The organism is Prauserella muralis (assembly GCF_003202285.1).
In the GTDB taxonomy this organism is placed as follows: Bacteria; Actinomycetota; Actinomycetes; order Mycobacteriales; family Pseudonocardiaceae; genus Prauserella_B; species Prauserella_B muralis.
Map to the genome: position 1 here is coordinate 51328 of NZ_MASW01000005.1, position 22458 is coordinate 73785.

At 72.8% G+C, this 22458-nt stretch carries 25 protein-coding genes; 12 read left to right on the forward strand and 13 right to left on the reverse strand.

Annotated features, from left to right (window positions below; genetic code table 11):
• Window positions 1-23 precede the first annotated feature (23 nt).
• A complete protein-coding gene (locus tag BAY60_RS20915; protein ID WP_112282760.1) occupies window positions 24-1025 on the forward strand; it encodes an amidohydrolase family protein in 1002 nt (333 codons plus the stop codon).
• On the opposite strand, the gene BAY60_RS20920 is transcribed toward BAY60_RS20915, so the two are convergent.
• Together BAY60_RS20920 and BAY60_RS20925 are read right to left on the reverse strand one after the other, a co-directional pair.
• Window positions 1018-1692: a response regulator gene (locus tag BAY60_RS20920; RefSeq protein ID WP_245992725.1), complete on the reverse strand. Its 675-nt coding sequence runs from the start codon at window positions 1690-1692 to the stop codon at window positions 1018-1020. The genes BAY60_RS20915 and BAY60_RS20920 overlap by 8 nt on opposite strands.
• Complete coding sequence (locus BAY60_RS20925; RefSeq protein WP_245992726.1) at window positions 1689-2966, reverse strand: GAF domain-containing sensor histidine kinase; 1278 nt, start codon at window positions 2964-2966, stop codon at window positions 1689-1691. The genes BAY60_RS20920 and BAY60_RS20925 overlap by 4 nt, the downstream gene beginning before the upstream one ends.
• 180 nt (window positions 2967-3146) lie before the next feature.
• Here BAY60_RS20925 and BAY60_RS20930 point away from each other — a divergent pair, with 180 nt between their 5' ends.
• On the forward strand, window positions 3147-4454 hold the full coding sequence (locus BAY60_RS20930; protein ID WP_112282762.1) for a sodium:proton exchanger: 1308 nt from the start codon (window positions 3147-3149) through the stop codon (window positions 4452-4454).
• Window positions 4455-4461: 7 nt separating this feature from the next.
• On the opposite strand, the gene BAY60_RS20935 is transcribed toward BAY60_RS20930, so the two are convergent.
• The gene (locus BAY60_RS20935; RefSeq protein WP_112282763.1) at window positions 4462-5049 is read right to left on the reverse strand and encodes a DUF1360 domain-containing protein; all 588 of its coding nucleotides are present in this window, start codon (window positions 5047-5049) and stop codon (window positions 4462-4464) included.
• Window positions 5050-5226: 177 nt separating this feature from the next.
• Here BAY60_RS20935 and BAY60_RS20940 point away from each other — a divergent pair, with 177 nt between their 5' ends.
• Both BAY60_RS20940 and BAY60_RS36850 read left to right on the forward strand, forming a co-directional pair.
• On the forward strand, window positions 5227-6675 hold the full coding sequence (locus BAY60_RS20940) for an Nramp family divalent metal transporter (protein ID WP_112282764.1): 1449 nt from the start codon (window positions 5227-5229) through the stop codon (window positions 6673-6675).
• A gap of 160 nt (window positions 6676-6835) precedes the next feature.
• Window positions 6836-7255 (forward strand): hypothetical protein, encoded by a 420-nt coding sequence (locus BAY60_RS36850; protein ID WP_146771062.1) that lies wholly within the window; start codon window positions 6836-6838, stop codon window positions 7253-7255.
• Window positions 7256-7284: 29 nt separating this feature from the next.
• On the opposite strand, the gene BAY60_RS20950 is transcribed toward BAY60_RS36850, so the two are convergent.
• On the reverse strand, window positions 7285-7476 hold the full coding sequence (locus BAY60_RS20950) for a hypothetical protein (protein ID WP_146771063.1): 192 nt from the start codon (window positions 7474-7476) through the stop codon (window positions 7285-7287).
• A 64-nt stretch (window positions 7477-7540) separates the two neighbouring features.
• Window positions 7541-7939: a DUF5313 family protein gene (locus BAY60_RS20955; RefSeq protein ID WP_112282767.1), complete on the reverse strand. Its 399-nt coding sequence runs from the start codon at window positions 7937-7939 to the stop codon at window positions 7541-7543.
• Window positions 7940-7985: 46 nt separating this feature from the next.
• Here BAY60_RS20955 and BAY60_RS20960 point away from each other — a divergent pair, with 46 nt between their 5' ends.
• Window positions 7986-8441, forward strand: a complete 456-nt coding sequence (locus BAY60_RS20960) for a MarR family winged helix-turn-helix transcriptional regulator (protein ID WP_112282768.1) — start codon at window positions 7986-7988, stop codon at window positions 8439-8441.
• A gap of 3 nt (window positions 8442-8444) precedes the next feature.
• Here the strand turns inward: BAY60_RS20960 and BAY60_RS20965 are convergent, their stop codons facing one another.
• Complete coding sequence (locus BAY60_RS20965) at window positions 8445-9470, reverse strand: methyltransferase domain-containing protein (RefSeq protein WP_146771064.1); 1026 nt, start codon at window positions 9468-9470, stop codon at window positions 8445-8447.
• A 267-nt stretch (window positions 9471-9737) separates the two neighbouring features.
• Between BAY60_RS20965 and BAY60_RS20970 the strand changes: the two genes are divergently transcribed.
• Window positions 9738-10571 (forward strand): SAM-dependent methyltransferase, encoded by an 834-nt coding sequence (locus tag BAY60_RS20970; protein ID WP_112282770.1) that lies wholly within the window; start codon window positions 9738-9740, stop codon window positions 10569-10571.
• Window positions 10572-10602: 31 nt separating this feature from the next.
• On the opposite strand, the gene BAY60_RS20975 is transcribed toward BAY60_RS20970, so the two are convergent.
• Window positions 10603-11412 (reverse strand): MBL fold metallo-hydrolase, encoded by an 810-nt coding sequence (locus BAY60_RS20975; RefSeq protein WP_112282771.1) that lies wholly within the window; start codon window positions 11410-11412, stop codon window positions 10603-10605.
• Window positions 11409-11933, reverse strand: coding sequence for a hypothetical protein (locus BAY60_RS20980; protein WP_112282772.1), 525 nt, complete (start codon window positions 11931-11933; stop codon window positions 11409-11411). Before BAY60_RS20980 ends, BAY60_RS20975 begins: the two co-directional genes overlap by 4 nt.
• A 132-nt stretch (window positions 11934-12065) precedes the next feature.
• Here BAY60_RS20980 and BAY60_RS20985 point away from each other — a divergent pair, with 132 nt between their 5' ends.
• The 3 genes from BAY60_RS20985 to BAY60_RS20995 are packed head-to-tail and all read left to right on the forward strand — an operon-like array spanning window position 12066 to window position 13521.
• Window positions 12066-12452, forward strand: coding sequence for an ArsR/SmtB family transcription factor (locus BAY60_RS20985; RefSeq protein WP_112282773.1), 387 nt, complete (start codon window positions 12066-12068; stop codon window positions 12450-12452).
• Window positions 12449-13336, forward strand: coding sequence for an SRPBCC domain-containing protein (locus BAY60_RS20990; RefSeq protein WP_112282774.1), 888 nt, complete (start codon window positions 12449-12451; stop codon window positions 13334-13336). The genes BAY60_RS20985 and BAY60_RS20990 overlap by 4 nt, the downstream gene beginning before the upstream one ends.
• 35 nt (window positions 13337-13371) lie before the next feature.
• Window positions 13372-13521, forward strand: a complete 150-nt coding sequence (locus tag BAY60_RS20995) for a hypothetical protein (RefSeq protein WP_211330412.1) — start codon at window positions 13372-13374, stop codon at window positions 13519-13521.
• Window positions 13522-13530: 9 nt separating this feature from the next.
• Here the strand turns inward: BAY60_RS20995 and BAY60_RS21000 are convergent, their stop codons facing one another.
• The 5 genes from BAY60_RS21000 to BAY60_RS21020 form a co-directional block, all read right to left on the reverse strand.
• On the reverse strand, window positions 13531-14346 hold the full coding sequence (locus BAY60_RS21000; RefSeq protein WP_245992727.1) for an alpha/beta fold hydrolase: 816 nt from the start codon (window positions 14344-14346) through the stop codon (window positions 13531-13533).
• Window positions 14343-14819 (reverse strand): GyrI-like domain-containing protein, encoded by a 477-nt coding sequence (locus tag BAY60_RS21005; protein ID WP_170160495.1) that lies wholly within the window; start codon window positions 14817-14819, stop codon window positions 14343-14345. The genes BAY60_RS21000 and BAY60_RS21005 overlap by 4 nt, the downstream gene beginning before the upstream one ends.
• Before the next feature lie 2 nt (window positions 14820-14821).
• Complete coding sequence (locus BAY60_RS21010) at window positions 14822-15346, reverse strand: cation:proton antiporter regulatory subunit (protein WP_112283499.1); 525 nt, start codon at window positions 15344-15346, stop codon at window positions 14822-14824.
• Between the two features lie 120 nt (window positions 15347-15466).
• Window positions 15467-15799 carry a cupin domain-containing protein gene (locus tag BAY60_RS21015; protein WP_112282776.1) on the reverse strand — a complete coding sequence of 111 codons (333 nt, stop codon included), beginning with the start codon at window positions 15797-15799 and terminating at the stop codon, window positions 15467-15469.
• A gap of 39 nt (window positions 15800-15838) precedes the next feature.
• Window positions 15839-16819, reverse strand: coding sequence for a LysR family transcriptional regulator (locus BAY60_RS21020; protein ID WP_112282777.1), 981 nt, complete (start codon window positions 16817-16819; stop codon window positions 15839-15841).
• Window positions 16820-16904: 85 nt separating this feature from the next.
• Between BAY60_RS21020 and BAY60_RS21025 the strand changes: the two genes are divergently transcribed.
• The 3 genes from BAY60_RS21025 to BAY60_RS21035 are packed head-to-tail and all read left to right on the forward strand — an operon-like array spanning window position 16905 to window position 22455.
• On the forward strand, window positions 16905-18476 hold the full coding sequence (locus tag BAY60_RS21025) for a 4Fe-4S dicluster domain-containing protein (protein ID WP_245992728.1): 1572 nt from the start codon (window positions 16905-16907) through the stop codon (window positions 18474-18476).
• Window positions 18477-18508: 32 nt separating this feature from the next.
• Window positions 18509-21343, forward strand: a complete 2835-nt coding sequence (locus BAY60_RS21030) for a molybdopterin-dependent oxidoreductase (protein ID WP_112282779.1) — start codon at window positions 18509-18511, stop codon at window positions 21341-21343.
• Window positions 21337-22455, forward strand: coding sequence for an Mrp/NBP35 family ATP-binding protein (locus BAY60_RS21035; protein ID WP_112282780.1), 1119 nt, complete (start codon window positions 21337-21339; stop codon window positions 22453-22455). The genes BAY60_RS21030 and BAY60_RS21035 overlap by 7 nt, the downstream gene beginning before the upstream one ends.
• The last annotated feature ends 3 nt before the right edge of the window (window positions 22456-22458 follow it).

A 22458-nucleotide genomic window follows, 5' to 3' on the forward strand; every position in this document is an offset into this window, starting at 1 on the left:
CCGACCGGAGGAGGCCTCCCGCCGTGCTCGTGGACACCCACGCCCACCTGCTGCCCCGCGACTACCCCGCCGATGCGCCGGAGTGCTTCCCGCGCATGGAGGCCGTCGACGGCGACACCGCAAGGACACTGCTGTTCGGCAGCGTGCGCTTCCGCGCCAAGGACGTCTTCTTCGACGCCGAGCGGCGGATCGAGCAGGCCGCGGCGTCGGGTGTGGACACCGAGGTGCTCACTCCCATGCCGCCGCTGCTGCGCTACGACCTGCCCGCGGGCGACGGGCTGTCGCTGGCCCGGCACGTCAACGAGTTCACCGCCACCCTGTGCGCCACCGACCCGTCCAGGCTCATCGGTTTCGGCATGGTGCCGATGCAGGACGTCGACGCCGCCACCGCGGAGCTCGCCGCGATCCGCGACGCCGGGCTGCGCGGCGTCGAGATCGCCTCCAACGTGCTCGGTGTCTCGATCGGCGACGAGCGTTTCCTGCCGTTCTTCGCCGAGGCGGAGCGGCTCGGGCTGGCGATCTTCGTGCACGCCATGCCGGTACAGATGGACCGGCTGCCCGCCTCCGCCATGGGCACCTACGTGGTCGGCATCGAGGGCGCGCTCGCGGCGTCGTCGCTCATCCTCGGCGGCACCGCCGACAAGTGCCCGGACCTGCGAGTGTCGTTCAGCCACGCCGCGGGCGGCTTCCCGCTCATGGTGCCGCGCGCCCAGTACTTCTGGAGCGGCACCTGGAACGAGGAACCCCCGGTGCCGGAGCGCGCCGTCGCCCACACCGACGGGCCGTCCCCGCTGGACTACGCCCGCCGCTTCTACTACGACACGATGGTGTTCGACCGGCGCGCCCTGCGCTACGTGATCGACCTGCTCGGCGACGACCGGCTGCTCATCGGCTCCGACTTCCCGGCGATGCCGCGGGAGGTGCCGGCCGCGCGCACGCTGCTGTCGCTGGAGCTCGCCGGCGAGGCGCTGGAGAACATCAGCCACCGCAACGCGCAGCGCTGGCTCGGCATGGAACTCACGTGACGGGAGGCAGCAGCCCCTCCCTGACCGCGACGAGTGCCGCCTGCGTCCGCGACGACAGCCCCAGCTTGGCCAGCACGTGGCTGACGTGGGTGCGGGCGGTCCGCTCGCTGATGCCGAGCTCACCGGCGATCTGCCGGTTGGACATGCCCTCGGCCACCAGCACCAGAATGGAGCGCTCGCGGGTGGTCAGTGCCGCGAGCCCGCTGGCGGGGGAGGAGAGCTGGCGGGCGAGCCGCCCCGCCACCGCCGGGTCGAGGTGTACCTCGCCGCGCGCCGCCGCGCGCACGGCCGCGGCGATCTCGTCCGGTTCCGCGTCCTTGAGCAGGTAACCGGCCGCACCCGCCCGCAGCGCGGACTGCACGCGCTCGGTCTCGCCGAAACTGGTGAGCACCACGACCGCCAGCCCGGGATGGCGCTCCCGCACCGCGCCGATCGCGGTGATGCCGTCCATGCGGGGCATGAGCATGTCCATGAGCACCACCTGCGGCAGCCGCAGCTCGGCGGCCAGCCTGGCGAGCCGGTCGAGCGCGTCGGCGCCGTCGGAGGCCTCGCCGACCACGTGAATGCCGGGCATCGTGTCCAGGAACGCGGTCAGGCCGCGGCGCACGACGGCATGGTCGTCGACGACGAGCACCCCGATGCCGCCATCCGGCGCCTGCCCGTTCACGAGGCCGCCTCCAGCGGGGTCACCGGGATCCGGGCGCGCACCCGCGTCCCGCGCCGGGCGCCGCCGACCTCCAGGGTGCCGCCCCAGCGTTCGGCCCGCTCGCGCATCGAGACCAGGCCGATGCCACCGGAGCAGCCCGCGTCCGTCCCCGCCGGGCGGCCGAGTCCCACGCCGTCGTCGCATACCTCCAGCAGCAGCCACCCCGGCACCCGGTCGTCGCCCCGGTCGAGCCGCACCACCGCCGAGGAGGCCTGCGCGTGCTTGACCACGTTGTGCAGCGCCTCCTGCGTGATCCGGTAGAGATCCTCGGCCAGCTCGGTCGGCAGCTCCGGCAGCTGTCCGGCCTCGACCTCCACGTGCAGGCCGGTGGCGGCGTGCACCGACTCGGCGTGGGTGCGCACCGCGGACGCCAGGCCGCGGCCGACCAGCTCGGTGGGGTGCAGCTGCAGCACGAGGCCGCGCAGGTCCGCGAGCGCGTTCTGCGCCAGCTCCAGCAGCTCGTCGGCCACGGCGCCCACGCCGTCCGGGCCGCCGCCGAGTCCCGCGTCCACCTGGGCCCGCAGCGCCTTGGCCTGCATGCGCATCGAGAACACCTGCTGCACCACGGAGTCGTGCAGCTCGCGGGCCAGCCGGGCGCGTTCCTCGACCTGTGCGTCGTGCCGCGAGCGGGCCAGCAGGTCGGCCGAGTCGACGGCCATCGCCGCCTGGTCGGCCATCGCGTCCAGGAAGTCGAGCGTCTCGGGGCCCGGGTCCTCGCCGGGCGAGTAGTAGGCGTTGAGCACGCCCACCGCCCTGCCGCGCACCACGAGCGGCACGGCGACGAAGCTGTCCCACTCGGGCCCGCCCATGATGTCGTGCAGCGGCGCCCACGCCGGGTCGGCGAGCACGGCGGCCTTGCGGTGGGGCACGACGATGCGGCTGCGGGTGCGGAAGGCCTCGACGAACATCATGCGCGCGCCGAGCCGCCTGCACTGTTCCAGCCGCTCGGCGAAGTCCTCGGCGTCGGTGAACCCGGCCTTGCCGACAACGCGCATCAGCCCGCCCTCGACCCGCAGGATCTGCACGGCCGCGATGTGCGTGGCCTGCATGACCTCCCTGGCCACCACGTCGAGCGTCACGCTGAGTGACGCCGCGTCGGCGACGCTGGAGGCGGCCCTGGCGATCGCCGCGAGCCTGCGCTGGCCGCGCCGGGCGTCGTCGAAGGAGCCCGCGTCACCGGCCGGCCTGCCGCACTCCGGGCACCGGCCGTCCTGCTCCGTCGTCTCCACCGTCACGCCGACCCCTTCGTCCCCGCCGTGCGCGCGGGTCCCAGTCTCGTCAGCGCTCACGCCTGCTGCAAGCAGGCCGCCGCTTTCCGGCGCAACGACTCGCATCGAACGCGACAAATGACGTAGGACGCCTGGTGAGCGGCGCCGGGGTGTACCCGGACGGACAACGGGCTACCCCGCGGGGCGATGAATGCTTCCGGTGGCGCCCGAGGGCGCCGGATCATGGCGCTCGCGGGCGCGGCCGCCCTGTGCGTGCCCGCGCTGGTGCTGCGCTTCGCCGTCGGCCACGCCAGCCCCGTGCTGGGCACGTTCGTCTACGGGGCCGCCTTCATCGGCGCGGCACTGCTGCTGGTGTGGGGCACCGAACTGGCCGAGCTCGAGGTGCCGACCGGCGTGGCGCTGTCCGCGCTCGCGGTGGTGGCGATCCTGCCCGAGTACGCGATCGACCTGCAGTTCGCCTGGCGGGCGGGGGAGAACCCGGCCATGGCGCCGCTCGCGCTGGCCAACATGACCGGCGCCAACCGGCTGCTCATCGGCATCGGCTGGGCGGTGGTCGTGTTCGTCGGCGCACTCGGCTACCGCGCACGGCGCAGGCGCGGCGAGTACGACGACGCCGAGGGCGAGCAGGGCGGCGGCCCGTACGTGAGCAGGCTGCGCAGGCTCGCCACCGTCGACGTCGTCGTCCTCGGCGCCGCCTCGCTCTACATGCTGCACATGCCGTTCCGGTCGACGCTGAGTCTCGTCGACACCGCGGTGCTGCTCGCGATGTTCGGCTTCTACGTGGCGCGGATCAGCCGCGCGCCGCAGGAGGAACCCGAGTTCATCGGTCCTCCCGCCCTCATCGCGCGGGCGTCCACCGCGTGGCGGCGCACCATCGTGGTCGGGCTCATGACCTCGGCTGCCGCGGTGATCGTGCTGATGGCGCATCCGCTCAGCGAGTCGATCACCGGCACCGGCACGCTGATCGGGGTCGACAAGTTCCTCATGGTGCAGTGGGTCGCACCGCTGGCCACCGAGTCGGCCGAGCTGCTGCCCGCGTGCCTGTTCGCCTGGCGGCAGCTGCCCGACAAGGGACTCGGCACGCTGCTGTCGTCGAAGATCAACCAGTGGACGCTGCTGGTCAGCATGGTGCCCGCGGCGTTCGCGCTGTCCGCGGGCAGCCTGTCCGGCCTGCCGATGGACGCCGTGCAGCGGCAGGAGATCCTGCTGACCGCGGCGCAGTCGCTGTTCGCGCTGAGCCTGCTGATCGACCTGCGGATCAGCGTGCGGGAGGCCGCCGCGATCATGGCGATCTTCCTCGGTGACCTCACCGCGAGCGTGGTGCTGAGCGGGCAGGACACGATGACCGCGGTGCGGTTCGGCTTCTCGGCGCTCTACCTGGTTCTGGCGGCGGTGCGGCTGGCCCGCGCCCGCCGCGCGATCCCGGGGGTGCTGCGGGACGGGGTGCGAACGCACCCCCGGGAGCTGGTGGACGACGTGCGTGCCGTGGCCTGAGCGTCGCTCAGCCGCCGGACACGCGCCCGGGAACCTGCTTGCCGGTGTCGTAGGCGATCTGCAGGAAGTCCGAGGCGGCCACCACGGTCAGCAGGGTGCTCACCACGCGGGTGGCACGCGGGGCGGCGACCAGGCCCGCCGTCATGCCCGTCGCGATCCACACGCTCAGGCAGAACGGGCAGGTCAGCATCTCGCCGACCGCGTGCTGGGCGCCGTGGCCGCGCACCGACTCGTTGAGCTCCGCCATCCCGGCGGGCTCCTCGTAGTGGGCGAAGGGCGCCCGCAGCGGGCTGGTGACGGCGTCCTTGGCCAGCAGCCTGCTGGCCTTGTGCGTCGCCACCGCCACCCGCACCGTGTCGCCGGTGCTGATGCGCTGGGGCAGCCGGACGCCCAGCGCCCTGCCCGCGGCCGTGAGTGCCCCGGCGAGCCCGGCGTACGTGCCGAGCACGACCAGGTAGCCGCGCAGCGGCCGGTTCGCCTCTCCGGCGTACAGCCGGTGAACCCGTTGCCACGCCCGCGCGGCCTTCGAGGCGGCCGAGGCCGTCGAGGCGGTCGTGTCCTTCGATGTGTTCGAGGGGGATGTCAGCGCTGCCATGTCCGGGGGCTACCCGGTCCGGCGGGGCGCAACCCGCCCGGATGAGCACGGGCGCGATCGACCGGAACCGCTCCGAAACCGAATCGCTATTGACACGAATAGGTGACCGGCGTCACCCTATCGGGGCGCTGCGCCACGGTTAGCAATTGTTCGCCCGCGGTGAGATGAGGTTGCCGTATGACGGAAACCAGTGGGGCCGATTCGGAACAGTTCACGTTGCCGGGCAAGCATTTGCCGCCGGTCGAACTCGCGAATCTCCCGGAGCCGGTGCCCCTGCGCAGGATCACCGGCGCCAGTGTCATCATCCTCGCGACCGCCATCGGGTCGGGGGAGATGATTCTGTGGCCCTACATCACCTCCCAGATCGGATTCGTCTTCCTCTGGGCCGCCATCGTCGGATTCGGCATCCAGTTCTTCCTGAACATGGAGATCGAGCGGTACACGCTCGCCACGGGAGAATCCGCCATCACGGGATTCGCGCGATTCTGGAAACCGTGGTGGTGGTTGTTCATCGTCTTCGCGCTGCTGCAGAACTTCTGGCCCGGCTGGGCCACCGGCGCCGCGACGACGGTCTCGTTCGCGCTCGGCCTCGGCGAGGACGCGCCGGTCGTGCCGATCACGATCGCGGCGCTGGTGGCCATCGGCATCACGCTCACGCTCTCGCCCGTGGTCTACCAGTGGGTCGAGAAGATCCAGGGCGTGCTCGTCGCGCTCATCATGGTGTTCGTCATCGTCGCCATCCCGGTGGCCACCACGCCCGACGCCTGGGGCTCGCTGTTCACCGAGGGTATCGGTGACATCGGCTTCCCCATCGGGCACGAGGGGCTCAGTGCGGCGCTGCTGCTAGGCGCGCTGGCCTTCGCAGGCGCGGGCGGGGCGAACAACCTGGTGCAGAGCAACTACATCCGGGACAAGCGCATGGGCATGGGGCAGCGGATGCCGCGCATCGTCTCGCCGATCACGGGCCACGAGGAGGCCAGGCCGTCGCTGGGCTACCTGTTCCCGACCGACCGGGAGAACATGCGCCGGTGGAAGGGCTGGTGGAAGGTCGCCAACTGGGAGCAGTTCATCACCTTCTTCCTCATCGGCGTGGCGACGCTGGTGGTGCTGTCCGTGCTGGCGTACTCCACGCTGCCGGTCGGCCAGGTGGAGCAGGAGGACCTGGCGTTCCTGCTGCTGGAAGGGCAGGTGCTGCAGGACGTCGTCGCGCCGTGGTTCGGCACCGCGTTCTGGGCGGCCGGCACGGTGGCGCTGTTCTCCACCAACCTCGGCATCATCGACTACACGTGCCGCCTGGTCGCCGACCAGCTGAAGGTCAACGCTCTCAAGGACAGCCACTTCTGGTCGGAGAGCAAGATCTACGCCGCGTTCGTGTGGCTGATGATCGTCGTCGGGTCCGCGATCCTGCTCGCGGGTGTGGACCAGCCGTTCCTGCTGGTGGTCATCTCGTCGTCCATCGCGGGCGTGCAGATGTTCATCTACTCCGGCCTGCTGATCCTGCTCAACCGCAAGGGTCTGCCGAAGCCCATCCGGATCGGTGGCGTGCGGCTGGCGGTGCTCGCCGTGTCCTTCGTCTTCTTCGGGTTCCTCTCGGTGCTGCTGGTCCTCGACAACCTGGGCGGCTGAGGCTGTGCTCAAGCAGCTGTGGCTACGCGTGCTCGTGGCGCTGGTGATCTGGTTCGTCCTGCTGGCGCTGATGTGGGCGGTCGGCATCCTGGGCTGAGCGCGCTATTCTGCCCAGCGGCGCACAGTGGTGTGGATTCACGCGCTACCAGGAGGTGTGGACGTGGGCGCGCCGACGGGACAGGAGGGCTCCTCGCCGGGGATGTCGGAGCAGGAGGCCCGCCAGTACATGGAGCGGCTGCGGTCGGCTCCGGTCGAGCAGGTCGCCGCGGAGCTGATCTCCAGCGTGCTCAACGCGGCCCAGGTGAAGCTGGGCAGGCGGGACGCGCGGCTGCTGATCGACCTCGCCGCGATGATGACCGACCAGGTCCGCGAGTACGTCTCGGGCGACCTCGGCAAGCAGATCGACCAGGCGCTGGCACAGCTGCGCCTGCACCAGGTCAACGCCGAGAACGAGGCGGCGGGCCGGGAGCCGGAGGCAGGCGATCTGGACCGGGTTCCCGCCCCGCCCCGGGCCGCGGGGCAGGCGGCACCGGCCGAACAACCCCGCCCGGCGTCGAGGCTGTGGGTGCCCGGGCAGTGACCGGCCGGGCCGGTGCGGCCCGGAACGGCTCAGGACGGCGAGAAGCCGGTCTCGCGTGAGGGCGGGTCGGTCGGCAGGACTTCGGTGGCGTCCTGCTGGTCGATCACGTCCTGGTCCTCCGCGGCCGCGCGCTTGGCGTCCTTGATCGCCTCGCGGGCCTCGTCGAGCTTGCGCTCGTCCGGCTGCTGGCCGGTGGTGCGGCCTGGCCTGTCGTCCGACATCGCGCCTCCCTTCGACGGCAGCGGCTTCCGGCGTACCACCGCAGGGCGAGGCGCAAACGGAGCACTACTCCTGCCTGCGGTACCGGGCGAGGTAGCGCTCGTGCAGGTCGGCGTCGCGTTCCGCGCGCGCCGCGGCCCGCGTGCGCCTGGCCGTGCCGCGCGGGTAGCCGTACTTGCTCAGCCGGTGCTCGACGCTTTCCTCGGCGTAGGCGAGCGAGTAGAAGTAGCCGACCAGCGCGGCGAGCAACACCAGCGGCAGCCGGAGCCCGAGCGGTCCGGGCAGCAGCAGCCACGCCGAGCACAGCGGCGCGAGCAGCACGGTGCTGCGTGCCGCGTGCCGCCACATCCAGGTCCGTGCCGTCACGTCCCGCAGCACCCATTCCCGGTACGCCTGCGGCAGTCTGCCGCCGACCGCATACCACAGCCACTGCACCGGGCCGGGCCGGTCGCGCTCGCTCGCCATGTCAGCACACTAACAGTTAGGGTGCTAACTGAACTACGATGCCGGGATGGACGTCGATCTCGGCGAGGACCCGCTGGCGCTGGACCGGCAGGTGTGTTTCGCGCTGTCCGTGGCCTCCCGCAGCGTGATCGCGATCTACCGGCCGCTGCTCAGGCCGTTCGGCCTGACCCACCCGCAGTACCTGGTGCTGCTCGCCCTGTGGGAGAGGACTCCGCGCACGGTGAAGGATCTCTGCGACGTGCTGCGCGCCGAGCCGGCCACGCTCTCGCCCCTGCTGAAGCGCCTGGAGTCGCTCGGCTACGTCAGCCGCCGCCGGGGGACGGCCGACGAGCGCACGCTCACCGTGGACCTCACCGGCGCGGGGCACGCGTTGCGCGCGGAGGCGGAGAAGATCCCGTACCGGGTCGTGGAGACCCTCGGCATGGAGGTGGCCGAACTGGAGCGGTTGCACGCGGCGCTCGGCCGCGTGATCGCCGCCACCGGCCGAGCGGAACGGCGCTGAGGCTCACCCGCCCGCCCTGCCGGCGAGCACCACGGTCATCCAGGCGCCCATCAGCCGCACCGGAATTCGCCTGTGGACGGTCCACTGTGCCCGTTCCAGCTCGGCGATGCCGTGCTGTCCGTGCAGAACCGCCACGAGGCGCCCTCCTGGCCGGGTCACGCGGTGCAGTTCCGGCCACAGCAGGCCGCCGGAGCCCGCCAGCCCGCCGTGCGCGGCCACCTGCCGGTTCCACGGAGGGTTGACCAAGACCACGTCGGCCCGGCCGCGGGCGACGGGCAGGCGGGTGGCGTCCGCACGGGCGAGGCCGGCGCGCACGCGCGCCGCCGTGGCGTTGTGCCGGGCCGCCGCCAGCGCCGCCGGATCGAGGTCGAAGCCCTGGAACCGGCCGTCCGGCTGCCGGCGGGCCGCCTCGATCAGCAGCGTCCCGGCCCCGGCGCAGGGATCGAGCACGACCTCGCCACCGCCGGGCCCGGCAAGGCGGGCCATGGCGGCGGCGAGCGGAGGATGCAGGGTGCCGGGGACACCGCGGGTCTTGTAGGCCCGCCGGTGCAGGGGCGCGGTGGTGAGCCGGACGCCCAGCACGGCGGAGCCGTCGCCGAGCAGCAGCCGCCAGTGCTGCGCGGTGCCGGGAGGGCGCTGCCCGTCCCGCCGGGACACGTAGCGCGCACCGGCACGGGCGAGCAGCCCGCCCACGGCGTCCTCGGCGTCGAAGCGGCTGAAGGCCCGCCTGCCCAGCACGGTGGCGGTCACCGCGACGGCCCGGGCCGGTGCGAGGTGTGCGCCGACGGTCTCGCGCAGGGCGGCCCTGGTGTGCCCGGCGTCCGGCGCGGTCGCCACGACGACGATCGCGTCGTCGGCGGTGGTCAGCGCGGCGACGCGGTCGGGTACCGGGGCGGCGACCAGCACCTGCCGGTGTCCCGTTCCCAGCACGGCTCCGGCCCCGCGGGTGATGATCTCGGATGCGGTGAGGTCCTCGAGTCCTCGAAGGGTGCGCACGAGCACGTGCGCACCCGAGGGAACGCGATGCACGGTCGTCCTCTGACGTCGCGACTCGGGGACCGCCGGGTGGCGGCCCCCGCATCGCCGGCGGCGGGCTCGCGCCGCGCCGTCGAGCCGGCGGCGTCAGAGGAACAGGAACACCGTGAACACGGCCGGGAGCGTATCCGGGCGCGGCCCCGGCGACGAACTGAATATCGAGGTCGCGCGATAACCGGAGGGGCTGTTTACCGTCGGGAACGCAACCCTTACGCTACGTTCGACAGCCCAGCCGCCCCTTCCAGGTCCAGCGAGGTACGCATGCCCGATCCGGTGCCGCAGAGCGAGCGTGTTCCCGCCGGCGTCGACCCGAACATCGCCAGCATCGCGCGGGTGTACGACGCCTTCCTCGGCGGGAAGGACAACTACGAGATCGACCGCCAGGTGTTCGAAGGCGTCAAGGCGAAGGCGCCCGAGGCGGCCGACCTCGCCTACGAGAACCGCAGCTTCCTCATCCGCGTGTGCCGGTTCCTCGCGCAGCAGACCGGCCTCGAGCAGTACCTGGACTGCGGGTCCGGGCTGCCCACCGCGGAGAACGTCCACCAGGTCGTGCAGCGCATCAACCCGGACGCGCGCGTGGTGTACGTCGACAACGACCCCGTCGTCAGCGCCCACGGCCGCGCGCTGCTGGAGGAGAACGACTTCACGCACTTCGCCTCCGCCGACATCTTCAAGCCGCAGGAACTGCTGAACAACGAGGTCGTGGTCAAGCACATCGACTTCAGCCAGCCGCTGGCGTTCCTGCAGATGGGCACGCTGCACCACTACGAGGGCGCGAGCGAGGACCCGGCGAAGATCATGAAGGAGTACATCGACGCGCTGCCGTCGGGCTCCTACGTCGCCATCAGCCACTTCCTCGACCCGGAGAACGAATACAGCAGCGTCGCGCGCAAGATGGAGGAGGTGTTCCGGCACAGCCCCATGGGCAGCGGAACCTTCCGCACGCTCGCGGAGATCGAGGAGCTGTTCGACGGTCTCGAGCTGTGCGAGCCCGGCGTCGTCCGCTGCGCCGACTGGTGGATGGACGGGCCGAGGCTCAAGCCGCTGAACCAGGTGCAGCACTGCATCGCGGGCGGGGTCGCCCGCAAGCCCTGACCAGCGGGCGGCGGCGCCCCGGACTGGGGGCTCAGGCGAGCCGCAGGGTGTCGCCGCGCCGCAGCAGCCGGATCTCGGCGGGCAGCTTGCGGTCGGCGACCTCGGTCAGGAAGTTCGACAGCGGCGAGGTGAACAGGCCGTAGTCGTCGAAGTGCACCGGCACCACACCGGCCGGGCGCAGCCACTCGACCAGGTCGGCGCCCTGCCGGTCGTCCATCGACAGCCGCACCCCGAGCACTCGTGTCCCGCCGAGGTGCAGCACCGCCAGGTCGAGGTCGCCGAACCACGCGGCGATCTGCCGGAGCTCGTCGTGCAGCACCGTGTCGCCGCTGAGGTAGATCCGGCGCACGCGGGCATCCGGGTCCGGGCGGTACTCGAGCACGCTGCCCTGCACCGGGGGCAGCAGCCGGTCGAGCGGCGTCGCCGAGTGGCGGGCGGGCACGGCGGTCACGGTGAGGCTCGCGTCGCCGTCGGTGAGCCGCTGGCTCGACCACGTGCGCATGCCGGTGGCCTCGCGAAAACCCTGCCTGGCGAGCCTTCTCGCGGCGTGCCCGGTGGTCAGGATCGGGACGTCCCGGCTCAGTTCGCGCCGGGCGACGCGGTCGAAGTGGTCGCCGTGCAGGTGGGACAGCAGCACCGCGTCCAGCGGGGGCAGGTCGGCGGGCTGGGCCGCGGGCTCGGTGCGCCGCCGCGTCACCAGGCCGTGGCCGATGTGCACCCACTGGCCGCGGTGCAGGAAGTTCGGGTCGGTCAGCAGCGTGAACGGACCCAGCCGCAGCAGCGTCGTCGCCGTGCCGATGAACGTCAGCCCGTCGGCCCCGGGCTCCGGCGCAGCCGTCATCGTCGCCTCCTCTCCGGCGGCCCGACATCGGGCACGCGGCCGGGCCGCAACCGCGCGTGCACCTGGCCGGGACCCGGGCCCGAGCGCGCGGCCAGCGCGTCGGCGACCGCGCCCGTGGCGAACGCGTAGACGCCCTTGTGCGCCAGGTCGACCAGCAACTCGGCCCGGGGCCACGTCCAGGGTGGCGCGCCGACCCCGGTGGCGTTCTCCAGCGTCTGGTCGTTGGTCAGGCGGACGGCGAGGAACATCGCCGACGCCCACGGGCCGCGCAGCCCGGCGCCCGCCATCACACCCCGCAGGGTGCCCAGCAGCACGCCCTGCCCCGCGTGCATGGCGAGGTTGAGCCACCTCGGCTGCCGGTGCGGGTACTCGGCCCGCCCGAACAGCCGCTCCAGCGTGCGCGCGGGGACGTGCGAGTCGGGCCTGCCGGTGAGCCGCTGCTCGGCCTTCTCGGCCGCCGTCATCGCGGCGACTCCCACCGCGCCCGCGACGGCGCCCTGCGCGGCCGATCGCCACCACATGCGTGCCCCTTCCGTTCCGCCCCTGGTGGGTCCGTCCGCTGCGTACCCGGGCCCGGCAGGGGCAAACCGCGCTCGACACCCGTGGCGATCCCGTGTATGGTACCAATCAGTTCCGGAACTAGGAGGTTCTCAATGGCGGGGGACACGCTCAGCGCGGCGTTCGCGGCGCTCGCCGATCCGACCCGGCGCGCGATCCTCGACCGGCTCCGCGAGGGCGAGGCGTCGGTCGCCGAACTGGCCGAGCCGTTCGCGATGACGCCGCGCGCGGTGTCGAAGCACGTCGCGGTGCTGGAGGCGGCCGGGCTCGTCACGCGGGGACGCGCCGCGCAGCGCAGGCCGAGCCGCATCCGCGTGGAGCCGCTGGCCGACATCGACGACTGGCTGCACAGCTACCGGCAGCTCTGGCAGGGCCGGTTCGACCGCCTGGACGCCCGGCTGGCCCGGCAGCAGGGTGGCCGATCCACGGACACCACGGACACCACGGACACGGACACCACCGACGAGGGGAGACCGTCATGACCGACGCCATGCTCAACCACGACACACGCGACCGCGACGCGCGCACGATCACGATCGTCCGGGTCTTCGACGCGCCACGGGAGCTGGTGTTCGGCAACTGGGTGCGAGCCGAGGACGTCGCCGGCTGGTTCGCGCCCGACGGCTACACCGTCACCGGCTGCGAGCTCGACGCCAGGGCAGGCGGGCAGTGGTGGGTGGAGTACCGCTCCGCCACCGGCGAGACCCACCGCGAGTCCGGGCGGTTCCGGGAGATCGCCGAACCGGACCGGCTGGTGTTCACGCTCACCCAGTCCGACGACCAGGGCCACACCGGACCCGAGACCGTGGTGACCGTCAGCTTCGCCGCCACGGGCACCGGAACCGAGATGACGTTCGAGCAGACCGGCTTCCCGTCCACCGGCCTGCGCGACGGCAACGCCGAGGGCTGGGACGAATGCTTCGGCAAGCTCGACCGGCAGCTCGCCGAGACCGAGATCCGTCGCGAGTTCGAGGAATGGTTCGCGAGCGCGGCCGCGAAGGACCTCGACGCCGTGATGACGAAGATCGCCGACGACGCCGTGTCCTACGAGCACGAGGCGCCGCTGGTCCACACGGGAGCCGAGCGGATCCGGGAGGTGTGCCGCCACGGGTTCTCCGTGGCCGACGGCGACTTCCGTTGGGACATCCCCGACCTGCGGGTGATCGTGCGCGACGACATCGCCGTCACCTGGGGGCTCAACCGGATGCGCGTCGACGGCCCTGCCGGGCGGCACGAGTCGTGGTCGCGCGGCACGCGGATCTTCCAGAAGGTCGGCGGCCGCTGGCGGATGATCCACCAGCACGTGTCGTTCCCGTACGACCCGCGGTCGGGCCGGGCCGTGCTCGACGCGGCCCCCGCGGACTGACCTTTCCGGCGGGGACGTTCGGCCCTGGCCGCGGCGTGCGCGCGCCGATCCTGCGGCGCTTCCTCGAACTGGCGCCAGGCGGCCGGCCGCACCTGCCGGTGGCGCCCGGCGCGCCGCTCGCCGAGTTCGAGCGCATCGCCGCGCGGTACCCGGTGTTCCGCGTGCTGCCGTACCAGCCGGAGTGACCGGCTCGCTCAGCCGCCATCGAGGAACGTGAGCACGTCCCGCGCCACCGCGCGCCGGTGCGTGCTCACGTGCCCGAGGCCCGGGTAGATCCGCAGCCGCCCGTGGGGGATCAGCTCCGCGGTGCGGGCGAACCGGTCCCTGCCGTAGAACGCGTCGCGCTCGCCACCCGCGACGAGCGCAGGGGCGGTGATGGCGGCGAGCCTGGGCTCGCCGTCGAAGGCGTCCTCGGCCTCCAGCGTGGCTAGCAGGTCCGGATCGCCCGTGCCGAGAAGCCGGCTGCCCACCAGCCAACCCGCACCGGCGAGCAGACGACGGGTGGTGGCGCGCGTGCCCAGCCCGGCCAGCATCGCGGCGGCCGCCCTGCGCGGGTTGCCCGCGCGGAGCCACTCGCACGTCCGCCGCTGCAGCCTTTTGCCCTGGGGGCCGAGCCGGCAGGCCGCGGAGACCACGGCCAGGCGCCGCACGAGCGCGGGATGGTCGGCGGCCAGTTGCAGCGCGATGCTGCCCCCGGTGGACACGCCCACCACGTCCAGCGGCCCGTCGAGGCGCACGTGACGCAGCGCCTCGGCGTAGTCGCGGGCGAGCCCGGCGATCGTCACGGGCGCGGCTAGGCCCGGCCTGCGGTTGATCCACCATACCTGGCGGTGGCGAGCCAGCGGGCGCAGCTGCGCCAGCTGTGCGCGCAGGTCGGACCCCTCCGGCTGCCGGTGATGGGCCGTGATGCCGGGCAGGAACACCAGCGGGGCGCCGGACCCCACCCGCAGGTACGGCATGCCGCCGTGCAGGGCACCGTGGGCGAGGGCGGGTTCCGGCACGGTCGTCACTGCTCGATGGGAATGGAGACCTCGGTGCGGTACTCCTCCGGTGTGCCGGTCCGGTCCGGGCCGACCAGATAGACCTCCGTCGGCGGGCCCGCCGCGTGGTGCCCGTGCACGGCGATCCACTTGTCCAGGGCGGCGTAGGCGTCGCCGATCTTGTCGTACGGTCCCTGATGGACTGTCCTCACGCACCGGCCGGCGGACAGCTCGGCCAGTGGCGCGCCGTGACCGGGGCCGAGCCGTTCGGCGCCCGCGACCGGCACGCGCACCTCGAGCTCCACCGGTTGCTCCGGCGAGTACTCGCTCAGGTAGGCGACCTCGGGTGCGCCGGCGGGCGTGAGGCCGTACCGGCCCGCCGTGGCGACCAGCGATCCGATCGTGCTGCCGATCGCGTCGCCGAGCCGGTCCGCGTCGACCCGTTGCCGTTGCACGAACGCCGTTCTGTCGGGCATGTCGCAGATGGTGACGTCGTAGTTCATGGTCATTGCTCCTTGCCGGGGATGCCGGCCGCGTGCGCCGGCGCGGTGCTGGTGAGGATGCGGCGCAGCCGCGCGATGCCCGCGTGTGTGCCGAGGACGACAAGCACGTCGCCGGGGCACAGCCGCTCCCGCGGTGAGGGTGCGGGGATGACCGTGCCGTCGTGCACGACGGCGACGACCGTCGCGCCGGTCCGGGTGCGGGCGCGCGTGTCGCCCAACGTCGCGCCCGCGTGGACCGAGTCGGCGGGGATGTCGATCTCGGCGGCGGCCAGTCCCGGGATGTCCCTGGTGAGGTCCGCGAGCCGCTCGGACAGTTGGGGCACACCGAGGATCTCGATGACGGCGTCGGCCTCCGTGCGGGTGAGCCGGAACGCCGGTCGCGACGTCTCCTCCTCGCCCGGTGGGTAGGTCACGACGTCGAAGGCGTCCTCGTTGCGGGAGACCACGATGCCGACGCGGTCACCGTGTGCGGTGCTGAACTCGTACCGGATGCCGACACCGGGCAGAAGCGCTTCCGTGATCTCCACATCGCCCAGCATGCGCGGGGCCGTGCGCACCGGGATAGGGACTTGCGGCACTGGCCCGGGTCCGAAAGTCCATTGCCGCCGGAGTCGCCGGGCGCCGCGGCAGGGCGTCCCGACTGGCACTCAGCGCGGCTTGACCACGGTCAGGACCACCACGGAGTCCTCCAGCGCGTCGAGACTGTGCCGTTCGGGCGGGATCGCGATGAGGTCGCCGTGCAGGCCATCCCAGTCGATGTCCCCGGCGTGCAGCCGGATCCTGCCGCGCAGGACGAACAACGTCGCCTCGCCGGGGCTGTCGTGTTCGGCCAGTGAGCTGCCTGCCGTGAGCGCGAGCACGGTCTGCCGGAGCATGTGCTCGTGCCCGCCGTAGACGGTTTCCGCGCTGCGGCCGTGTGGCGCGCAGGCGGCACGCTTGAGCAGCTCACGGGCGAGGGCGTCGAGCGAGGACTTCCGCATCACCCGAGTGTGCCAGCAGCGGCCGGCGGCTGCGCGGCGTCATGGCCGCGGAGGCGGGCCGCCGCCACGATCTCGCCGGGTGTGGGTAGCCCGGCGTGCCTCGTCGCCGCGCGCCGCCGCGGTGATCGCCGCCACCACGTCCCGCAGCGCGGGCGGCAACTGCTCGCCCGCGCGGAGCACCAGCCGCAGCCGGCGGCCGAGGTTCAGGCCCTCGGTCGGCACGACGACCAGCTTGCCGCTGGCCACGTCCTCCGCGAGTGCCAGCGAGCTCAGCACGGCGGGCCCGATGCCCGCTTCCGCGGCGGCCTTGATGGCCGTGGTGGACGACAGCTCCATGATCGGTGCGGACCGGGACCGATGGCCGAGCCGCTCCAGCTCGTGGTCGAGCACATACCGGGTGCCGGAACCCGGTTCCCTGCTGATCAACGGGGTGGCCGCCAGCTCGGCCGCGGGCACCGGCCTGCTCCGCCGCGCCCAGGCGTGGCCGGGCGGCACGACGAGCAGCAGCTCGTCCTGAGCCAGCACCTGCGACTCCAGGCCTGCCGGGACGTCCGCACCCTCCACGAAGCCGAGATCGGCGCCGCCCCCGAGCACCAGCTCCGCCACCTTGGACGAGTTCACCACCTGCAGGCCGATGGCGGCCGCCGGCACGCGCCTGCGGACCTCGGCCAGCCAGCCCGGCAACAGGTACTCCGCGATGGTCATGCTGCAGGCGAGCTGGATCCGGCTGGCCTGCTGCTCGCGCAACGCCGTGATGCCGGCGTCGAGCGCGGCCGCGGCGTCCACCACCCGCCCGGCCCAGTCGGCGATGACCGCACCTTCGTCGGTGAGCCGGGAACCGGTGGCGGAGCGCACGATGAGCGGCACCCCGATCAACCGCTCCATGTTGCGGATCCGGGACGCCGCCGCGGGCTGGGAGATGCCGTGTTCCCGCGCGGCCCGGCCGAGGCTGCCCAGGCGGGCGACGCTGAGCAGCAGATCGAGGGCGCCGATCTCGGGCACGTGCGACGGCAGCGGCACCGTCTCACCGTAGACCAAAGTCTGGTTTGGGGGTACCCAGAGCCAAGGCCGGTACCCGGGGTCCCGGCACCGCATTAGCGTCACGGTGCGTCAAGACATCCCGGAGGCGCCGATGCGGTACGGCTTCGCCATCGACCAGCGCACGTGCATCGGCTGCCATGCGTGCACGGTGGCCTGCAAGACCGAGCACGACGTGCCGGTCGGTCAGTTCCGCACGTGGGTGAAGTACGTCGAGTCGGGGGAGTTCCCCGCCACGACCCGGGACTTCGGGGTCCTGCGGTGTAACCACTGCACCGACGCGCCCTGCGTGACGATCTGCCCGACGCAGGCACTGTTCCAGCGCGACGACGGCATCGTCGACTTCGACAACGAGCGCTGCATCGGCTGCAAGGCGTGCCTGCAGGCATGCCCCTACGACGCGATCTACCTCGACGAGCAGACCCACACCGCCGCCAAGTGCAACTTCTGTGCGCACCGCGTCGACGCCGGGCTGGAGCCCGCCTGCGTGGTCGTGTGCCCGACGCACTCGATCTGGGTGGGCGACCTGGACGATCCCGGCAGCGGGATCGCGCGGCTCGTGGCCGGCAACCCCGTGCAGGTGCGCGCGCCGGAGCAGCACACCGGACCCAACGTCTTCTACCTCGGGGCCGATCGCGCGGTGCTCGACCCGCTCGCCGCGCCGACCGGCGACACCTACCTCTGGGCGCGCCCCGACGAGCACCGCAGGTCGGTGTCGGCGGACCTGCCCACCGACCCCGTGAGCAAGGCCCGCACCACGCTCAACACCGCACATCCCCGGCCCTGGGGCTGGCGGGTGACCACCTACCTGTGGACCAAGGCGGTCGGTGCGGGCGCCATGCTGCTCGCCGCGGTCGCGGTGCTGGCGGGCGCCGACCTCGGCGTGCTCGGCGACCTGGTGGCACCCGCGCTCGGCGTCGGCGGCGTCGCTCTCACCGGAGGTCTGCTCGTCTGGGATCTCAAACGTCCCGAGCGGTTCCTCTACATCCTGCTCAAGCCGAACCCGCGATCGTGGATGTTCTGGGGCGCCGTGGTCCTGGCCGCCGGCGCGGCGCTGTTCACGGCGTGGCTGGCCGTCGGCGTCCTGGCGGCCGCGGGCGTGCTGCCGTCCGGCAGCGCGGGCACCGTGCGCGCATGGCTCGCCGTACCGACCGTGCTCGCCGCGGCGATGGTCGCGGGCTACACGGGCTTCCTCTTCGGGCAGGCCGAGGGACGCGACCTCTGGCAGAGCCCGTTGCTGCTCTGGCAGCTCATCGTGCAGGCGGCGATGGCGGGCGGCGGCGCGCTCGCCGTCGCCGCGGTCACGGTGGGGCCGGTCCCCGGCGTGCGGACCCTGGTGCTGCCCGCGGTCGCGCTGGCGGCCGCCGTGCACGCGGTGATGGCGGTCGTCGAGTACACCGGGCGGCACGCCACGGCGCACGCCGCCGTCGCGGCACGCATGGTCGTCGCGGGCCGCTACGCCCGCCTGTTCTGGGGCGGGGGAGTCGGCCTCACCCTGGCAGGCGCGGCTCTCGCCGCGGCCGCCTGGGCGGGAGCGCCCGGGGCGACCGGGCTGGCCGCGGGTCTCGTGCTGCAGGCCGCGCTCCTCGCGCACGAGAGCGTGTTCGTCCGCGCGGGGCAGGACGTCCCGCTGTCGTGAGTTCTCGCCCACCCGTGGAAAAGGAGTCGCCCATGAGCGGGACGGAACCGTACCTTCCCGGCGCACGCAGCCACGAGCACCTGCGCAACTTCCCTCCGGTGTCCAGCTGGGACGACCACGTCGAGTACGACGCGAAGGCCCATCCGCGCAAGGTGGCGCGCTCGTACCTGCTCGTGCCCACCACCTGCTTCAACTGCGAGAGCGCCTGCGGGCTGCTGGCCTATGTGGACAAAAGCGATCTCTCGGTGACGAAGCTGGAGGGCAACCCCGCGCACCCGGGTTCGCGGGGCCGCAACTGCGCCAAGGGGCCTGCCACGATCAACCAGATCAACGACCCCGAACGCATCCTCCACCCCCTGCGACGCACCGGGGAGCGCGGCGGTGGCGGCTGGGAACGGGTCTCGTGGGACGAGGCGCTGGACGACATCGCGGGGCGCATCCGGGCGGCGATCGCCGAGGACCGCCACGACGAGGTCATGTACCACGTGGGCAGGCCCGGCGAGGACGGTTTCGCGGAGCGGTTCCTCACCGCGTGGGGCATCGACGGCCACAACACGCACACCAACATCTGCTCCGCGGGCGCGCGGTTCGGGATGTCGCTGTGGACCGGGTTCGACCGGCCCTCGGCCGACCACGCCAACGCCAAGGTCATCCTGCTGCTGTCCAGCCACCTGGAGACCGGGCACTACTTCAACCCGCACGCGCAGCGCATCATGGAGGGCAAGCAGTCCGGCGCCAAGCTCGTCGTCCTGGACCCGCGGCTGTCCAACACCGCCGCGCACGCCGACGTCTGGCTCACCCCCTGGCCCGGCAGCGAGGCGGCCATCCTGCTGTCCATCGCCTCCCACCTGCTGCGGACCCGGCGGATCGACACCGAGTTCCTGCGCCGGTGGCTCAACTGGCGAACCTACCTCGCCGAACTGCATCCCCTGGTGCCGCAGGACTTCGAGACGTTCCTCGACCGGCTCACCGACGACTACGCCCGCTACACCTTCGAGTTCGCCGCGGAGGAGGCACAGATCCCCGCCGACCGGATCGAGCAGCTCGCCGAGGTGGTCGCCGACTGCGACGGCAGGCTCGCCGCCCACGTGTGGCGCGGGCCGACCGCGGGCAACCTGGGTGGCTGGCAGGTCTCCCGGGCGCTGTGGTTCGTCCTCGCCCTGACCGGCAGTATCGGCACGCGGGGTGGGACGAGCCCGAACGGCTGGCACAAGTTCATCCCCCACGGCCCGGGCAGGCCGGAGGCGCACGAACGCTGGAACGAGCTCATCTGGCCGCGCGAGTACCCCCTGTCGACCAACGAGATGTCGTTCCTGCTGCCGCACTTCCTCGCCGAGGGCAGGGGCAGGCTCGCGGTGTACTTCTCGCGCGTGTACAACCCGGTGTGGACCAACCCGGACGGGTTCACCTGGATCGAGCAGCTGTCCGACCTGGACACCGTGGGCCTGCACGTCGCGCTCACGCCCACCTGGTCGGAGACGGCCGAGTTCGCCGACTACGTGCTGCCGATGGGACACGCGACCGAACGGCACGACACGCATTCGTACGAGACCCACGCGGGCCGGTGGCTGGGCTTCCGGCAGCCGGTGCGCCGCGTCGCGATGGACCGGCTGGGCATGGACTACACCGACACCCGCGACGTCAACCCCGGCGAGGTGTGGGAGGAGAACGAGTTCTGGATCGAGCTGTCCTGGCGCATCGACCCCGACGGCGAGCTCGGCATCCGGCGGTACTTCGAGTCCCCCTACCGACCGGGGGCAAAGATCACCGTGGACGAGTACTACCGGTGGCTGTTCGAGAACCAGGTGCCCGGCCTGCCGAAGAAGGCGGCCGAGGAGGGCATGGAGCCGCTGGAGTACATGCGCCGCTACGGCGTGGTCGCGCTGGACGACGACGTGTACCGCGGGGACGAGCGGCCGCTCGGCGACGAGCAGCTCGCCGGAGCGGAGGCCGGCCCCGGGGGCGTGCTGCGCCTGCCGGTGACCCCGGACTCGGTCGCGCCGGTCGTGGGGGAGGCCGGCGCCGTCGGGCTGCGGCACGAGGACGGCACGGCGACGGTGGGCTGGCCGACGCCCTCGCGCAGGCTCGAGCTGTACTCCACGACCATGCGCGACTGGGGCAGGGCCGAGCACGCCATCCCCGGCTACCTCCGCTCGCACGTCGCCCGCCGCGAGATCGACATCGAGGCCGGCGAGCTGGTGCTCGTGCCCACCTTCCGGCTGCCCACGCTCATCCACACGCGCTCGGGTAACGCCAAGTACCTCAACGAGATCTCCAACACCCACCCGCTGTGGCTCAGCTCGCTCGACGCGGCGCGGCACGGCATGGTCACCGACGACCTGGTGCGGATCAGCACCGAGATCGGCTACTTCGTGGCCAGGGTGTGGGTCACGGAGGGCATCCGGCCCGGGGTGTGCGCCCTCTCGCACCACATGGGCCGCTGGCGGCTGCATCCCGGCGAGGGCAGCCGGTGGGTCACGGGCATGGTGGAACTGTCCCATCCGGACGGTGAGCACACCTGGCTGCTGCGGCACCGCGGAGGCATCGAGCCGTTCACCTCCTCCGACCCCGACTCCAGCCGGATCAACTGGGAGGACCCCGGAGTGCACCAGAACCTCGCGTTCGCCGTGCACCCGGACCCCGACTCGGGGATGCACTGCTGGCTGCAGAAGATCCGCCTCGAGTTCGCCCGCCCTGGCGATCGCTACGGCGACGTGTACGTCGACACCCGCCGATCGGCGGCGGTCTACCGTGAGTGGCTGGCGAAGGCCCGGCCCGATCTCGGTCCCGGCGGGCAGCGGCGGCCGGAGTTCATGATGCGCCCGCTGGCGCCGAAACGCCGCGGCTACCGGGTGCCGGGATGCTGACCCGCAGCCGGGGCCGTTCCGCCGTTGACGACACCGCCCTGTGGAACGCCGTCGGGGCGGTGGAGGACCCGGAGCTGCACCGGGGCATCGGTGAGCTCGGCATGCTGCGCACGGCGCGCGGTGACCGCGCGGGAACGGCCCGCGTCGAGGTGGCCCTGACGACGGCGGGCTGCCCGCTGCGGGAGCACCTGCGCGAGGCGGTGACGGCCGCGGCGCTCACGGTGCCGGGCGTGCGACGGGCCGAGGTGGCCTTCACGACACTGTCCGCGCGGCAGCGGATGGAGCTGGCCCAGCGGTTGCGAGGCGAGCGCTCCACCCGGTTCGGCGCGCGGACGCTCGTCTACGCGGTCGCCAGCGGCAAGGGCGGTGTCGGCAAGTCCTCGGTCGCGGCGAACCTGGCGGTCGCGCTCGCCCGCCGCGGCAAGCGGGTCGGGCTGCTCGACGCCGACGTCTGGGGCTACTCGGTTCCCCAGCTGTTCGGCGTGCGACGCAACCCCGTCGCGCTGAACGGGCTGATGCTGCCACTGCAGGCGCACGGAGTGCGACTGATGTCGGTGGGGTTCCTCGTCGCCGACGACGCCCCCGTCCTGTGGCGCGGGCCGCTGCTGCACAAGGCACTGGAGCAGTTCCTCGCCGACGTCCACTGGGGAGAGCTGGACGTCCTGCTGCTCGACCTGCCGCCGGGCACCGGCGACATCACGCTGTCGCTGCTGGAGCTGGTGCCCGAGGCGGCACTGCTGGCGGTCACCACGCCGCAGCCCGCGGCGCAGGCCGTCGCCTCCAGGGTCGGCAGGCTGGCCCGGCAGCAGCGGATGCCCGTGGCCGGGGTCGTGGAGAACATGAGCACTCTCGTCTGCGCCGGCTGCGGTGAGCACACCGCCCCGTTCGGTGCGGGCGGCGGGCAGCGTCTCGCCGACGAGCTCGGCACCGAGCTGCTCGGCCGGATACCGCTCGACGCCGCGCTGCGCGAAGCGGGCGACACCGGCCTGCCCGTGGTGGCCGGTGACGCCAACGCCCCGTCGGCCGTCGCGCTCACGGAGCTGGCCGCCCGGCTGCCCGCCGTCCGGCGCGGGCTCGCCGGCCTGGCGCTGCCGCTGACCGTCGTGCGCTGAGCA

Excerpts from the sequence above, each read along its gene's own strand:
- BAY60_RS20930 (WP_112282762.1), top strand. The coding sequence starts at position 3,147 with ATGAATGCTTCCGGTGGCGCCCGAGGGCGCCGGATCATGGCGCTCGCG.
- BAY60_RS20935 (WP_112282763.1), bottom strand. The coding sequence starts at position 5,049 with ATGGCAGCGCTGACATCCCCCTCGAACACATCGAAGGACACGACCGCC.
- BAY60_RS20940 (WP_112282764.1), top strand. The coding sequence starts at position 5,227 with ATGACGGAAACCAGTGGGGCCGATTCGGAACAGTTCACGTTGCCGGGC.
- BAY60_RS20950 (WP_146771063.1), bottom strand. The coding sequence starts at position 7,476 with ATGTCGGACGACAGGCCAGGCCGCACCACCGGCCAGCAGCCGGACGAG.
- BAY60_RS20955 (WP_112282767.1), bottom strand. The coding sequence starts at position 7,939 with ATGGCGAGCGAGCGCGACCGGCCCGGCCCGGTGCAGTGGCTGTGGTAT.
- BAY60_RS20960 (WP_112282768.1), top strand. The coding sequence starts at position 7,986 with ATGGACGTCGATCTCGGCGAGGACCCGCTGGCGCTGGACCGGCAGGTG.
- BAY60_RS20970 (WP_112282770.1), top strand. The coding sequence starts at position 9,738 with ATGCCCGATCCGGTGCCGCAGAGCGAGCGTGTTCCCGCCGGCGTCGAC.
- BAY60_RS20975 (WP_112282771.1), bottom strand. The coding sequence starts at position 11,412 with ATGACGGCTGCGCCGGAGCCCGGGGCCGACGGGCTGACGTTCATCGGC.
- BAY60_RS20980 (WP_112282772.1), bottom strand. The coding sequence starts at position 11,933 with ATGTGGTGGCGATCGGCCGCGCAGGGCGCCGTCGCGGGCGCGGTGGGA.
- BAY60_RS20985 (WP_112282773.1), top strand. The coding sequence starts at position 12,066 with ATGGCGGGGGACACGCTCAGCGCGGCGTTCGCGGCGCTCGCCGATCCG.
- BAY60_RS20990 (WP_112282774.1), top strand. The coding sequence starts at position 12,449 with ATGACCGACGCCATGCTCAACCACGACACACGCGACCGCGACGCGCGC.
- BAY60_RS21005 (WP_170160495.1), bottom strand. The coding sequence starts at position 14,819 with ATGAACTACGACGTCACCATCTGCGACATGCCCGACAGAACGGCGTTC.
- BAY60_RS21015 (WP_112282776.1), bottom strand. The coding sequence starts at position 15,799 with ATGCGGAAGTCCTCGCTCGACGCCCTCGCCCGTGAGCTGCTCAAGCGT.
- BAY60_RS21030 (WP_112282779.1), top strand. The coding sequence starts at position 18,509 with ATGAGCGGGACGGAACCGTACCTTCCCGGCGCACGCAGCCACGAGCAC.
- BAY60_RS21035 (WP_112282780.1), top strand. The coding sequence starts at position 21,337 with ATGCTGACCCGCAGCCGGGGCCGTTCCGCCGTTGACGACACCGCCCTG.